This is a genomic window from Pseudomonas sp. Pseusp9, from assembly GCF_059491265.1.
Window position 1 is genome coordinate 190511 of the sequence record NZ_CP168500.1, and the last position, 13893, is coordinate 204403.

General features: G+C 55.2%; 18 protein-coding genes. 12 read left to right on the top strand and 6 right to left on the bottom strand.

Going from position 1 to position 13893, the window contains the following annotated elements; genetic code table 11:
- Positions 1-16: 16 nt before the first annotated feature.
- The 9 genes from aguA (at position 17) to ACEN8E_RS00770 (ending at position 6708) form a co-directional block, all read left to right on the top strand.
- Entirely contained in the window at positions 17-1123 is a 1107-nt protein-coding gene (aguA, locus tag ACEN8E_RS00730) for an agmatine deiminase (protein ID WP_495591042.1), read from the top strand.
- Positions 1124-1367: 244 nt separating this feature from the next.
- Complete coding sequence (locus ACEN8E_RS00735) at positions 1368-1580, top strand: hypothetical protein (RefSeq protein WP_085717852.1); 213 nt, start codon at positions 1368-1370, stop codon at positions 1578-1580.
- A 228-nt stretch (positions 1581-1808) separates the two neighbouring features.
- On the top strand, positions 1809-2480 hold the full coding sequence (locus tag ACEN8E_RS00740; RefSeq protein WP_495591043.1) for a DsbA family protein: 672 nt from the start codon (positions 1809-1811) through the stop codon (positions 2478-2480).
- Positions 2481-2739: 259 nt separating this feature from the next.
- A complete protein-coding gene (locus ACEN8E_RS00745) occupies positions 2740-4026 on the top strand; it encodes an OprD family porin (RefSeq protein ID WP_495591044.1) in 1287 nt (428 codons plus the stop codon).
- A gap of 168 nt (positions 4027-4194) precedes the next feature.
- Positions 4195-4509: a hypothetical protein gene (locus tag ACEN8E_RS00750; RefSeq protein ID WP_495591045.1), complete on the top strand. Its 315-nt coding sequence runs from the start codon at positions 4195-4197 to the stop codon at positions 4507-4509.
- Positions 4509-4799 carry a helix-turn-helix domain-containing protein gene (locus tag ACEN8E_RS00755; RefSeq protein ID WP_495591046.1) on the top strand — a complete coding sequence of 97 codons (291 nt, stop codon included), beginning with the start codon at positions 4509-4511 and terminating at the stop codon, positions 4797-4799. The genes ACEN8E_RS00750 and ACEN8E_RS00755 overlap by 1 nt, the downstream gene beginning before the upstream one ends.
- A gap of 279 nt (positions 4800-5078) precedes the next feature.
- Entirely contained in the window at positions 5079-5300 is a 222-nt protein-coding gene (locus ACEN8E_RS00760; RefSeq protein WP_111286693.1) for a tautomerase family protein, read from the top strand.
- Positions 5297-5953, top strand: coding sequence for a DsbA family oxidoreductase (locus ACEN8E_RS00765; protein WP_495591047.1), 657 nt, complete (start codon positions 5297-5299; stop codon positions 5951-5953). The genes ACEN8E_RS00760 and ACEN8E_RS00765 overlap by 4 nt, the downstream gene beginning before the upstream one ends.
- A 44-nt stretch (positions 5954-5997) precedes the next feature.
- Complete coding sequence (locus ACEN8E_RS00770) at positions 5998-6708, top strand: SDR family NAD(P)-dependent oxidoreductase (RefSeq protein WP_057712436.1); 711 nt, start codon at positions 5998-6000, stop codon at positions 6706-6708.
- Positions 6709-7311: 603 nt separating this feature from the next.
- On the opposite strand, the gene ACEN8E_RS00775 is transcribed toward ACEN8E_RS00770, so the two are convergent.
- Positions 7312-7674 (bottom strand): NUDIX hydrolase, encoded by a 363-nt coding sequence (locus tag ACEN8E_RS00775; protein WP_495591048.1) that lies wholly within the window; start codon positions 7672-7674, stop codon positions 7312-7314.
- A gap of 588 nt (positions 7675-8262) precedes the next feature.
- Here ACEN8E_RS00775 and ACEN8E_RS00780 point away from each other — a divergent pair.
- From ACEN8E_RS00780 to ACEN8E_RS00790, 3 genes are all read left to right on the top strand, one after another.
- On the top strand, positions 8263-8718 hold the full coding sequence (locus ACEN8E_RS00780) for an Hsp20 family protein (protein WP_008020769.1): 456 nt from the start codon (positions 8263-8265) through the stop codon (positions 8716-8718).
- 383 nt (positions 8719-9101) lie between these two features.
- Complete coding sequence (locus ACEN8E_RS00785; RefSeq protein WP_480458897.1) at positions 9102-9548, top strand: hypothetical protein; 447 nt, start codon at positions 9102-9104, stop codon at positions 9546-9548.
- Positions 9549-10260: 712 nt separating this feature from the next.
- Positions 10261-10596 carry a hypothetical protein gene (locus ACEN8E_RS00790; protein WP_495591049.1) on the top strand — a complete coding sequence of 112 codons (336 nt, stop codon included), beginning with the start codon at positions 10261-10263 and terminating at the stop codon, positions 10594-10596.
- Positions 10597-10803: 207 nt separating this feature from the next.
- Here the strand turns inward: ACEN8E_RS00790 and ACEN8E_RS00795 are convergent, their stop codons facing one another.
- The 5 genes from ACEN8E_RS00795 to ACEN8E_RS00815 all read right to left on the bottom strand — a co-directional run bounded on the left by ACEN8E_RS00795 (position 10804) and on the right by ACEN8E_RS00815 (position 13871).
- Complete coding sequence (locus ACEN8E_RS00795; protein ID WP_495591050.1) at positions 10804-11289, bottom strand: hypothetical protein; 486 nt, start codon at positions 11287-11289, stop codon at positions 10804-10806.
- Positions 11290-11564: 275 nt separating this feature from the next.
- Complete coding sequence (locus tag ACEN8E_RS00800; RefSeq protein WP_495591051.1) at positions 11565-11864, bottom strand: hypothetical protein; 300 nt, start codon at positions 11862-11864, stop codon at positions 11565-11567.
- Positions 11861-12157 carry a hypothetical protein gene (locus ACEN8E_RS00805; RefSeq protein WP_495591052.1) on the bottom strand — a complete coding sequence of 99 codons (297 nt, stop codon included), beginning with the start codon at positions 12155-12157 and terminating at the stop codon, positions 11861-11863. The genes ACEN8E_RS00800 and ACEN8E_RS00805 overlap by 4 nt, the downstream gene beginning before the upstream one ends.
- Positions 12154-13464: an AAA family ATPase gene (locus ACEN8E_RS00810; RefSeq protein WP_495591053.1), complete on the bottom strand. Its 1311-nt coding sequence runs from the start codon at positions 13462-13464 to the stop codon at positions 12154-12156. Before ACEN8E_RS00810 ends, ACEN8E_RS00805 begins: the two co-directional genes overlap by 4 nt.
- Complete coding sequence (locus tag ACEN8E_RS00815; RefSeq protein ID WP_495591054.1) at positions 13461-13871, bottom strand: virulence-associated protein E; 411 nt, start codon at positions 13869-13871, stop codon at positions 13461-13463. Before ACEN8E_RS00815 ends, ACEN8E_RS00810 begins: the two co-directional genes overlap by 4 nt.
- Positions 13872-13893: the final 22 nt, after the last annotated feature.

Here is a 13893-nt window from a genome sequence, read left to right on the forward strand (position 1 = left end):
TCCGGAGTCCTGAGCCATGACCACGTTGAACAGCACCCCTCGCGCCGACGGTTTCTACATGCCAGCCGAATGGGCACCCCAAACCCAGACCTGGATGATCTGGCCCGAGCGTCCGGACAACTGGCGCCTGGGAGGCAAGCCGGCGCAAGCCGCGCACGTGGCAGTGGCCAAAGCCATCGCCCGTTTCGAACCGGTGACCGTGGCGGTTTCCGCCGGCCAATACGAAAACGCCCGTGCCCGTCTGGACGTGCCGAATATTCGCCTGGTGGAAATGTCCAGCGACGACGCCTGGGTTCGCGACTCCGGTCCGACCTTCGTCATCAACAACAGTGGCGAAGTCCGTGGCGTGAACTGGGACTTCAATGCCTGGGGCGGTTTTGACGGCGGTCTGTATTCACCGTGGAACCGAGACTCGCAGGTCGGCGGCAAGATCCTCGAGATCGAGCGCAGCGCGCGCTACCGCACCGAAGGCTTCGTGCTCGAAGGCGGCTCGATTCACGTTGACGGCGAAGGCACGCTGATCACCACCGAAGAGTGCCTGCTCAACCGCAATCGCAACCCGCACATGAATCGCGCGCAAATCGAAGCAGTCCTGAGTGCGAACCTGGCTGTGGATAAAATCATCTGGCTGCCGGATGGCTTGTTCAACGACGAAACCGATGGCCATGTGGATAACTTCTGCTGCTATGTGCGCCCGGGCGAAGTGCTGCTGGCATGGACCGATGATCCACAGGACCCTAACTACCCGCGCTGCCAGGCCGCGATGAAAGTGCTGCAAGGCAGCACCGACGCCAAGGGCCGCCCGTTCACGGTGCACAAGATGCCGATTCCGGGTCCGCTGTTTGCGACCGAGGAAGAATGTGCCGGTGTCGATCCGGTCGATGGGACCCAGGAGCGTAACCCGACGGTTCGTCTGGCCGGTTCCTATGTGAACTTCCTGATCGTCAACGGCGGCATCATCGCGCCGAGCTTTGACGACCCGCAGGATGGCCCGGCAAAGGAAATCTTGCAGAACCTGTTCCCGCAACACGAAGTGGTCATGGTGCCCGGTCGGGAACTGTTACTGGGGGGCGGCAATATTCACTGCCTTACCCAGCAACAACCCGCGCCGCACAACGAGTGAGTGAGGTTGTAACAGCTTGAGTTGATTGCGAAATCCCTCAGGCTGCCAATCAGCTCGCTGAATTGCTCAGAGCCCGCAGCCCTTCAGGGTTGCGGGCTTTTTTGTATCCGTTTTGTCACACTTCAGAAACCTTGGCACAGCTCTTGTATCCCTGCTGTTGCAACTCGGGGAGGGGGAGGACTTCGATGTTCTGTCATAAACCTTGGATAAGTTAGCCGCTCACAAACCGGGAGAGAGCGTTGAAATGAACGCCGAAGTAAATGTAGTGAGCGACAAGGCGTTGCATCCCCTGGCAGTCAATAGTGAATCGCTCCAGATTCTGGCGCACTGGTTCAAGTCCAATGGAACGCGTCAGATCAGCGAAACTGATCCGCGCCGGACGATGATCGAGCGTTACCCTGCTGGTTTATTCAGCGAAGCAGAACTGGATGCGTTGTGGGATGTAATGGAAGGATAAGAAGAACAACAACGGATTGATCAAAAAAAGCGCTGCCGGGATGGCAGCGTTTTTTTTTGCTTGCGGATTTTTTCAGTCACCACTGACCATTGGGGGAACAACTGCCTTAATCCTGCCATTCGACCGATTCAAGCAACAGACTGAAAGCCAATCCGGCATTTTTCCGGGGCCGCTATGGCACTAATCTGCCGACATCGAATTTTCCTGCATTTCTGTCGGAGCTTTTCCATGATCCTGCATTACATCTACGACCCGTTGTGCGGTTGGTGCTACGGCGCCAAACCGCTGGTGCAGGCCGCCCAGGCTGTGCTGCCCGTGATTGCCCACGGCGGCGGCATGATGACGGGGGCCAATCGGCAAAAGGTTTCGCCACAGCTGCGCAATTACGTTTTGCCCCATGACCGGCGCATTGCCGAATACAGCGGACAGCCGTTCGGTGAGGCCTATTTCGAAGGTTTGCTGCGTGATCACACCGCTGTGTTCGATTCGGCCCCACCCATCGCTGCGGTGCTGGCTGCCGAGCAGATGGGAGGTCGCGGGCTGGAGTTGTTGGGGCATCTGCAAAGTGCTCACTACGTGGAGGGGCGCCGCATCGCCGACGAATCGGTACTGTTTGAACTGGCCCACGGCATGGGGCTGGACCGTCAAGCCTTCGAAAGAGCCTTCAGGGCGGCCGACACCGAAGGCCATATCCGCAACAGCCGGGCTTTCCTGGCCAAGGTGGGCGGGCAGGGTTTTCCGACCCTGGTGCTTGAGGACAATGACCAGTTCACCCTGATCGATATCGGACCATGGCTGGGCAAACCCCAGGCATTTGCGCAGTGGCTGAGTCAGTCGCTGCCCGATCAGGGGGCATCCATTGCTGTAGCAGCCTGTGGCCTGGATGGCTGTGTTGATTGAATATTCCTGCCACGTAAAGCAGTTTCTTAGACGTTTTTTGCCTATTTAAAGACGATTCATGAAATTGACACATTATTGAGGGCGCAGCTACGATTCGGCCCAACGCCTGTGGCCGACCGCCACAACTCAAAAACAATAAAAGGCCCGCCGCGAGAAATCGTGGGCGGGCCTTTTTGTTTTCGCATTGAAACAAGAGCGCGATAGCGCCGATTCGGCCGTTCGACACAGCGCGTATCTACCGAATCAAGGAAAAAACAAAATGTTGAACAAGCGAATCAGCCTGATCGCTCTGGGGATGTTGAGTGCTACACAGGCCATGGCGAACGACCAGGCCCAATCCAAGGGTTTTGTTGAAGACAGCAGCCTCAAAGTGCTGCTGCGCAACGCCTACATGAACCGTGACTTCAAAGACGGCAACCCGGATAAATCCGAGTGGGGCCAGGCAGCCATCGGCACGTTCTCGTCCGGCTTCACCCAAGGCACCGTCGGTGTGGGTGTGGATGCTTTCGGTCTGTACGCACTGAACCTGGAACGCAGCGAAGACCGTAGCGGCGCGCAAGGCATCGACTTTTTCAAAAAGGGCGACAGCGGCCAGCCGGCTGACGATCTGTCCAAGGGCGGCGCGGCGATCAAGTTCCGCCTGTCCAGCACCACCCTGACCTACGGCGACCAGATGCCGGCCCTGCCGGTGCTGAACTACGACAACTCGCGCCTGCTGCCGGAAAGCTATACCGGTACCTTGATCACCTCCAAAGAGATCAAAGGCCTGCAACTGGACGCCGGGCGTTTCACCGCCGAATCGCGCAAAAGTGCTGAAGGTCGTGACAGCGGTGGCTTGAAGTCGATCAACGTATTGGGCGGCAGCTACCAGTTCACCGAGCAATTCAAGGCCGCGCTGTACGCTTCCGACGTCGAAGACGTGCTGAAGAAACAATACGTGAACGCCAACTACGTGTTCCCGATCGACAAGGATCAGTCCCTGACCCTGGACTTCAACGGCTACCGCACCAAGCTGGAAGATTCCTACGTTCGCGACAACGGTATCACCGGCGACGACAACAAGATCTGGAGCCTGGCGGCGACCTTCATCTCCGGCCCGCACTCGTTCACCCTCGCGCACCAGCGCAGCACCGGCGACAGCAACCTGGGCTACGCCTACGGCGGCTACCAGAAAGACCAAGGCCGCATTGGCGACGGTGGCAACACCATCTACCTGGCGAACTCCTACTGGTCCGACTTCAACGCTGAAGACGAACGCAGCTGGCAGGTCGGCTACGGCCTGGACTTCAGCACCTTCGGTGTACCGGGCCTGAGCTACAACGTGGCCTACGTGCGCGGTGACAACATCACCACCTCCACCAGCGAAGGCGGCACCGAGCGCGAGATCTTCAACCAGTTCAAATACGTCGTACAAAGCGGCCCGGCCAAAGACCTCAGCGTGAAACTGCGCAGCTCGGTCCTGCGCGTGTCGCAGAAATCGAGCGAGTACAATGTCAGCGGCAACGAAGTGCGTGTGTTCGTGGATTACCCGATCAACGTCTTTTGATGATCGGTTGCGGAATCGAGGCCTGATCAAAGGCTGAGAATGAAAAAGCTCCGACTGGTTCGGGGCTTTTTTTTGAATAAAAACGCTGAAACGAAAGACTAATTGCCCCTTATCTATCCTGGCACCTAGAATTCATGCTATACGCCATTGACGCACAGCAGGGACTGCATGATCTTCATCGAGACGCCGATTTTTACCGCTGACCTACCAAGTCATCTGGGCGATCACGAATATGGAGAGTTTCAGCAGTATCTCGCCGAACATCCCGAGGCTGGCGCTTTGATCGAGGGTACCGGCGGGCTTAGAAAAATCCGCTGGGCCGCGCATGGCAGGGGCAAAAGCGGTGGCGTAAGAGTGATCTACTATCACGTAACCTCTGCTTTTCAGATACGTTTGCTACTGATTTACCGCAAAGGGATTCAAGATTCCCTTTCGGATAGAGAAAAAGCAGTTCTTTGTGCCATCAATAAAGGATGGAAATAATGGAGAAAAATCTCTTCGATCGTCTTGTTGAAAGCATGACGCAGATGGATGAGATCGACCGTGGTGAGCGGCAACCATCGCGTGAATTCCATGTCGATGCTGCACAGGTCAAAAAAATTCGCCTCGCAACGGGACTTTCCCAGGCCGCATTTGCCAAGCGAATTGATGTTCCCGTGGGAACATTGCGTAATTGGGAGCAGGGACGTCGTGATCCTGAGGGACCAGCCCGTGCACTGTTGCGAGCGATTCATAACGACCCGGAGCATGTACTTGCAGCGTTGGGTTGCTGATCAGTCGATTTCAGCTTAATGATTTCAGCGTTTCATGTCCCCCCTTCACAAAAAGCGCAGCCACTTCAGGCTGCGTTTTCTGTTGGACGACGGATTACATTGATCTGGACGTGTCCGGGATGACTCTTACAGCCCTGCCTTTCCAGGCATGCCCAACTCATTACACTACGTAACGAATGAAGTTCCCGCCCCCACCTTTATCCCTTCCAGCAAACTCCATAAATTGAGCTCCAACGCCTCTCCCATCATCCCGACGGGAAGGTCACTGGAGTTTCCCTCATGCCTTTCGTAAGCGTACGCATCACCCGCGATGGCGTTACCACTGAGCAGAAAGCTCAGGTGATTGCCGAGATCACTGAAACACTGGAACGCGTCCTCAACAAACGCCCTGACCTGACCCACATCGTGATCGAGGAAGTCGACACCGATAACTGGGGTTACGCCGGAATCACCACCACCCAGTACCGCAAGCAACTGGCCGAGGCGGAGGGGAAATCATGACGTCCTCCGTCACCATCGATTTCATCTCCGACGTGGTGTGCCCCTGGTGCGCACTGGGGGCGACGGCGCTGGAGCAAGCGATCGAGAACGTGGCCGGGGACATCTCGGTCGAGCTGACCTACAAACCGTTCGAGTTGAACCCGGATATGCCGGCCGAGGGTGAGCAAGCGGTCGAGCACCTGATGCGCAAGTACGGGAGAACGGCCGCCGACGTCGCCGCCGGCAAGGCCATGCAGGTCGCTCGCGGCGAGGCCATCGGCTTCAAATTCGATCTGGAGAAGCGCACGCATTTCTACAACACCTTCGATGCACACCGTTTGTTGCTGTGGGCGTTGCAGGAAGGGCGGCAGATCGAGTTGAAGAAGGTGCTGCTGCAAGCCTACTTCAGAGAAGGCCAGAACCCGAGTGATCAGCCGACGCTGGTGCGTCTGGCGACTGAAGCGGGGCTGGATGGGGCAAGGGCGCAAGAGGTGCTGGCGTCCGGCGCGTTCGCAGAAGAGGTGCGAGAACTTGAAGCGTACTACCGGCAGCGCGGCATCAATTCGGTCCCGGCCATGGTGCTCAACGGTCGCCACCTGGTGTCCGGTTCGCAATCGGTCGAGTACTACGAACAGATGTTGCGACAAATGGCCAAGGCACCGGCCGAAGCCTGATTACAGATTTTCTACCCCACTTTTTATTGTCAGAGGTCTTCATCATGAGCATTTCGAAAAAAGTCATCGTAATCACCGGCGCATCCCAAGGGCTTGGCGACGGTATGGTCAAAGCCTTTCGTGAACTCGGCTACCGCATCGTCGCCACTTCGCGCTCGATCAAGCCGTCCACCGACCCGGACATTCTCACCGTGGCCGGCGACATCGGCGAGCCGGAAACCGCCCAGCGCGTCATCCGTGAAGCGATTTCCCGTTTCGGTCGCATCGATACCCTGGTCAACAACGCCGGGATCTTCATCGCCAAGCCGTTCACCGCGTACACCGCAGAAGACTACGCCAATGTGCTGTCGGTGAACGTCAATGGCTTCTTCTACATCACCCAACTCGCCATCGCCGAAATGGAAAAGCAGGGCAGCGGCCACGTCGTCAACATCACCACCAGCCTGGTGGACCACGCCATCGACGGCGTGCCATCGGTATTGGCATCGCTGACCAAAGGCGGTCTCAACGCGGCAACCAAATCCCTGGCCATCGAATACGCCAAGCGCGGGATTCGCGTGAACGCGGTCAGCCCGGGCATCATCAAAACCCCGATGCACGGCGAAGAAACCCACGCAGCGCTGGGCAACCTGCACCCGGTCGGGCATATGGGCGAGATCGATGATATTGCACAAGCGGTCGTGTATCTGGACGGCGCCAAGTTCGTCACTGGCGAAATCCTGCACGTGGACGGTGGTCAGAGCGCGGGTCACTGAAAGCGCTTTGCCAAACCCCGGAAACAACAAAGCCCCTGCATTTCTGCAGGGGCTTTGTTTTGTATGGTGCCGGCACCAGGAATCGAACATGGTACCTGTAGGCCGCATAAGCACTGGTAAGTGCTAGGTTGAAAGCAACGACGTACCCCTTCGCGTACCTCTAAAAAAGAAAGTACTTCGAGGCGACGTATGGTCAGCAGCATCTAGGCATACGTATCGTGCTACTGATCCTTTGACCAATGGTTCGCCGTAGTACCCGCTCTGCCAGATCAGTATCCGCGATACAGGTGATACCGAGCTCGTTCATGGTAAACAGTGACTCGGGAAGGCGTCCCTCATTGCGCGCCTTAATGATCGCGGCCTTCGATATGCCAGCGCGGCGGGCGATCTCGCTGATAGTGCACTGCATGACTGTTCACCTTACTGCTGGCTTTCTGCAAGCGTAGGACAGATGGTCACTCTTTTTGTATCTTAAGACTGGATACGGGGTTGAAGTCCTAACTATGCGCTGCGGCGACTCCTAACATATTTGGTCATCATGAACGGCAACTGCCGACCCATTGCTGTCATTCGGAATGATGCGAAGGGGTGATTCAACGGGGACTAGAGGCGCCGTAGAAATGATCTGACAATTGATTTCGTAGCTTCACTTGTGTTTAGGTCTTGAATCGTACTCAAGGAATGCCAAATGCACTCAATAATCTCGTTTTGAGGTGCGGCGGTTTCGGTATCTGGAACAGAGGCCTCAAAAACATGGTGGCGAGTGTTGCCTGCATCGAACTCAAAAATGTACAGGAGCTGATCAACATTTAGCCCGGTTTCTTCTTGGAGTTCTCGGGCGGCAGCTCCAGCGATAGCTTCGCCAGCCTCCACCTTGCCACCAGGCAAAGACCATTTTGATTTCTGTTTGCGAACGAGCAAGATCTCCCTATCTCTCTCGCATATGACTGTAGCTCTGATTTTCATCTTCTGGCCAGAAACGCTTGTCATTGAATTGTAATGAAAATGCCATTTTTAGGGCGCGTTTCTCGACGAATGCAATATAAGAGCCAACCTAACTCGAAAAAATGCCAGATTGCTTTACCAATCAGTGAATTTGATATGACTTTGGCGACTGACCGCTTCAGCCGATTGCTGCCTGTCGCGAAGGGCCGCAACCGACCCATTGCTGCCAGTCATTTGCGTCTACAAAATCAGGGGCGATTCATCTTTTATGTAGGGGGTCCAGATTGGCAAACGTCAATAACTTTAACTGCGACTTTGGGGCTTTCGTTTCTCAGTAAGTTGTCTAGCTCTGTATTGGTTATTGAGGTCGTCCCGGTTGTAGTGTTTGCCCTTCCGGCAACCAGTCAGCTTTCGAAGCGATAAAGGGCGTGCCAAGCCGATGCCTTTGGCCAATATAAATGACCTCGTTGATGCCTTCGTCTTTTGAGAATAAAAAATTATTTTTGCTCCTCTTGAATCGTTTTTCTCACATCGCTATATATTTTTGTACGCGATGCCGAAACCGGGTCGCGCCATAAATCACTTGGAGAAAACTCAGGAGATTTAGCTATGGCTAGTACCGTTTCGTTGGCCCCACTGTTCCGTCAGTCGGTAGGCTTTGATCGTTTCAACGACCTTTTTGAATCCGCGCTACGCAGCGAGGCGGCCTCGACTACCTACCCACCTCATAACGTCGAGAAGCACGGTGACGATCATTATCGAATCGTCATAGCTGCGGCGGGTCTGAGTGAGGAGGATTTGGACATTCAAGTCGAGAAGGAGGTTTTGACCATCGCCGGTGGCAAGCGAGAAAGCGATCAGGAGACGATTTACCTTCATCAGGGAATCGCTCAACGTGCATTTCGACTGTCTTTCCGTTTAGCGGATCACATTGAGGTTCAAAATGCATCGTTGTCCAATGGGCTGTTGAGCATTGATCTGCTGCGGGTTGTACCAGAGGAAGCAAAGCCTCGGCGCATCAACATTGATGGCTCGGGGAAGTCTGATCTGAAACAAATCAACTGATAGCAGTAAACGAGGCGCTCTTCGGAGCGCCTTTCTTAACTGCAGAATCGGCCAATAAAAGACATTCTCTGGCCTCTCAAAAGATATCCCACGAATATCTCCTAATTGAACGATTCCACGAGCATAGTCTAGCTTTACGAACCACCAGATTGGAGTCGATGGCCTGGCAGATCAGGATGAATCGGTCCCGATATCGTAGAGCCCATATGAGAGGTAGCTTTTGGCCGATAGCAGTCCGTTAGACAGTTTTATATTGCAAATCATTAAGTATTAGGCTTGCTTGAGCCCGGCTTGATTTCACCCGGCTGGGCGGCTTGAGCTACACTTTAAGGGTTGTGCTCACGGACGTTGAGAGCGGTCCAACGCAGAGCAGGGGAGGCAATATGTCTTGGTCGGTGATGCTGGAGCGGGAAACGAAGAGGAGACTGGTACTTGAAAAGTGGTTAGAGCATGTTGCTCAAGCTACAGCTGCTGGCGAGAAACCTAATAAGCGTAAGTTTGTTATGAACTCAAAAGGCGAACCATACGAAACCAACATTACCAGCCTCAATAGTTGGATTGATAGGTACGCTATCCATTCTTCTGGCACCTCCAGGACTGGTGCAGAAAATACCAAAGAAGCCAGTAAATCTTACGCCAACTCTGTAGCTGCCCTTGAAGACGACTTCAAAACGTTTCTTACTGAGCGACGACAGCCTGAAAATCAATACCGCTTGGACTTCTGCAGAGGACAGCAGAAATTGTTACGTGCTCTGCTGGCAGAAATTGATAGGCAGATTTTTGAGTTGGAGACCAAGCTAGCCTCGAAGCCCAAAGAGCGCCGTCAATGAGATTTACACCCGCTGGCACACCTCGTGCGACGCGATAACCCTGACCAAGTTCTACTTTTGGTAGAGCGTCTAACCACAACCGTTAAAAAACGAATTTAGCCACACTCCATACATCGTTCTACCTCAGTGCATTGTTGCCTTCGCTGGTATCGAGGGCGATGAAGAGGTGCAACGCGTGGTTATGCTCGCTTTGCGTTTTGTAACGCTGCCGTGCTTGTGAAGCTGATCATCCCTACAACCGATTTGCCGTCACTCTGCCCACCGTCCGCTACTGGCTGATGGCTGCCCTTGGTGAGAGGCAGCTTCTGGCCGTTTTCTGCCTGTCGCAACCGGTTGAAAGCGACCCAAAGCGGACGTTGTTGACCGACGAAGCTTTTCCGAGAAAACCTTCTAGGGGAGGTGAACTCGCAATGGTCGTGCACACGCCGAAACTGCCGACGTCGACTGCACATACATATGACTGTTTGTGCCAGACTGGTGGTTTCGTGATTTATGCCGTCTGGAAAGTACTCAGGGAGAGCCAATGCGAGATGGACTGATCACACAGCCTGATACCGGTGCAAATCCCGTGGCTCCCCGGGCCAACCGAAAACCCTTCGACCGCCAGCCAGGCGATGTCGCTTCCCTTAAGATCAAGCCCCCCGCTATCACTGAAGCCGGCGTCTCGCTGCTGCCAGTTACCTTGGTGCGGATGATTTCCGAGGTCCGCTGAATGCCGCAGTTCGTCCAAAATGGCCCCAACATTCCCGAAAGCTTGCTGCAGGCGCACGAGGAGGGGCGCGTGGTGTTCTTCTGCGGCGCAGGCATCTCCTACCCCGCACGCCTGCCCGGATTCGGGGGGTTAGTGGAAAAGCTGTATAGCAGGCTGGCGCCGGTCCGAAGCGCGGTGCAGCAAGCTGCAATCAAGTCCAAGCAGTACGACACTGCGGTGGGGTTGCTTGAGGCGGACGTCGGGCGCGAGAGAGTTCGGCGGGCTACGCCAGAGTTGGAGGCTGATATTCGCTGCGAGCAGTTGCGGATATTCCTGCGCATGCGTGGTCGAGGATGACAGAGGTGTCCCACTCTACTGGGGTGTGGGCTGGGGAATCTAGCCTGTTACTGGTCACTAGTTTTTCGTAATGAACTCGGCGAATATCGGCCTTCGAATTACCCGTGATGGGTTTCAGGTCAGGAGAACCTATACCCGGGGGGCGCACGTAAATGACGTGCCGCTATGAGGCGAGGTGTTGTGAATATGGATGCCTGGGTTTTTCCGTCAGTCTATGCATTTGTAATAGCCCTGCATTGTTAGTTGAATGGTGCGGAGCAATGGGTACTGCTCAGGAATAGCGTTCCTTACCATTTTTCCGCAGGCGCTCACCCGTTCTTTTACCTGAAACATGAACTCGTCAACTGACAGGATCTTCGCGCCACATAGCTCGTTTCGATCTTTAGGATGAGAGACAAGCACGGCGATTCGCTCAACTGGAGTTGTCGGGTCTAGCCACGGGAATACGCTGATGAACATGTGTCGCTCGCCTGACTCAAATTTCTTTTTGAATCGGCGTTCTCTGGTTTCCCACGAGTGCGCGTCGATGGATGGCTCTACATGGACAAGGTGTTTGGTTGTTGGATGAAATGCCAGAATGTCCAACTCCATCTCCCAGCCCCCATGAGTGAGTCTGCCAACCTTGAGGTTCCTTTTTACCAAGTAACCAGACCAGTCGTAGTACTCGGCAATGAGATCTTCTAGATGCGACATATGGTTCCTCAGAAAGCTTAATGAAAAATAGACCCCTCACTGGTGCCTAACAGGCCAGAAGAGTTTGGTTGATAACGTTCTGAAGGCAAGGACCCTCGCTGCTCTGGTCGTTTGATAAGGGCTACCTCAGCCCCTGGAGTCAGCGGCATTACTTGATTGGCATCCCGCTATTGGCGCAGATCCATGAAGCCGGCCAGGGTTTCTACCAGTAGCGTATAGCTGGTGCTGTCGATGTGCTTACCTGGTGGGTCACTTTGCGCTTCATTGGGATGACACTAGCCATGGAGCACCTCCTCGCCATCAGCGCCCGCAAAGGCCCGACAAACCCTTCCGTTGTTCACGGCATGGCCGTAAGTAATGTCGTCGATTGAATCGACCAGGCAGGCCGTCACCATGGCATCGGCGCAGCGCATAACCACAAGGCCGCACTCGGCATCGGCCTTGGTCAGAAATGGCCCCAGCAGCGTCTTTGGCACCTTTGGGTGAGTCACGTAAAACAGCTCGGTGGTTTTCTTTAGGCAAACCTTTCCCGCCGGGTGCTTTCTCAGATGCCCCGCAATCATTGCGCAGATCATCGCTTCACCTCGGCATCAATCCATCGGGCTTTCACTTCCTGGGTTGCTTCCGCGTAGGTGCTCGGCTCACCGACCATCGTGCAGATCGATTTGCCATTGCGAACGACGTGCCAGAAACACCTACGCTCAACACCGTCATTCGCTGACAGCTCGGCAAGTAACTCCAAGCGGTGGGCGCGGATGTACTTCAGCAGGTCATCCGTGACCAATGTCCGGGGCGATACCACAACCCGGCTCCCCTTCTTACGGGCCGACAATCCGAACTGCGCCAAGTAGTCGATGGCGGTGCTCATATGGCCACCTCATCATCGCCCACTTCAGCTTCTTCGAAGGAAGTCACTTTTTCCAGAAGGCCTTCACTGTTTTGGCTGGCGGTCTTCATAGATTCTTGGTGGTCTTCTGAGCCAAGCACTGGTGCCCCTTTTATCCGCTCGTGCCCTTTTTCTTCACTCGTGCCCACACCTAAGGATGGGCACGAGCGGGACTCCGAGGGCATGAGTGGAGGAAAGAGCGCGAATGGGCCGCCTGCCTGAGGGAGTGACCAGTAGGACTTAACATCTTTGTTATTACCCGTTCTTGCTGTCACAACAAACAGTTTTTCCCGCGCGCGGCGGATCTGTTTTTCGGTGTACCCGTTCCGCTTCATCAGTGACTTGGCTTCGTTACTTTCCAGCGGCTTATCTTTCAATATTCGATAGAGGCAATCGCCCGGGTCGTCTGTGTCTGTCGGTTCCTCATCACCCGTAGCCTCCACACCTCCGAGAATCTCCCTGGCCGATCCCTCGATCAGATCGCCCCACACCACCCGAGTGGTTTCGATCCCTTCGCCTATATCCACTAGCTCGATGGTGTAGGACACGCCACCTTCATCTGTGCCGATGTTGGACTTCGCCCGCGCCAGCACTCGCATATCGGAGTCTTCTTGCTTGGCAGCTACCAGCACCGTCCGCGCCAGCGCCGAGAATGCCTGTGAGCCGATCACCCGTTCAGCCGGCGACGATCCAGCGCCACCCTTGGCAAAGTGAGATATCCCCACTACGGCGCAAAGGTTCTGCTCGGCAAAATCCACCACGCCTTGCAGTGCCCGACGCACGTCATTGGCCTTGTGCATATCCCCCTTCACGGCGCTGACGATGGGGTCGAGCATCAGCAGCGATACACCGCCCAGCTCGCGCACCTTGTCGCGCAGCAAGCCGATATCGTTCGATGGATCGAATGGGTCAGCCTCGCCCTGAGCGTTGAGGCAACCTCGGATGATGTGAACCCGGTTCAGGTCAGCACCCGCAGCAATCAAACGCGGCACCAGCGTGTCGCGGGGGTCATCCTCGCTTGACCAGATAATGACGTTGCCTGGTTCATTGCAGCGGCTCCCGTCCGGCCAGCGCCCACCTTTGGTAATTGCTGCGATAAGGCCAATCAGCAGAGTGGTTTTACCCGCACCGCCAGCGCCAGCCAGGATGTGCAACTTCCCCTTGGCCAACCACCCATGCCAAAGCCAGCGAATCGCCACCGGTTTGATATTGGCCGCACTCACCAGATTGACCTTCCACACCGATGCTTCGGGTTCTGCCCACTCGTTAGCAAAACGATCAGCAGTCATATGACCCCCAAGCGTTGCTTGGCGAGGTTGAAGCGTTCCAGATCGTCACCGGCCAACTTCCCCTGTTGCTGGAGAGACTGGCCGATCAGATAGACCATGCGCTCATGTTCAATAGCTGCCTTACTTGGCCCGCGACGCTCCTGCTTTGAACCAGGGAACAAATCGCGCAACTCCAGACCGATAGCCGAAACGATACTTTGAGCGGTACACCCGGCCCAGCACTTGAGCAAAACCGTACCGTCCGAAGATTCAGTAATTGCCAAGCTTGGGTTCTTGTCGTCATGTGCTGGACAGCAAGCCTTCCACTTGTTGGTTCCAGCAGGTTTAACTTTGCCGAGACAACTAAGCACTTTATCCAGCCCGTTCCCCAGCGGGCTTTGTTTTTGGGATATCTGTTTTTTGGACATGGCCAGTCCTCCGGGGCGTTTT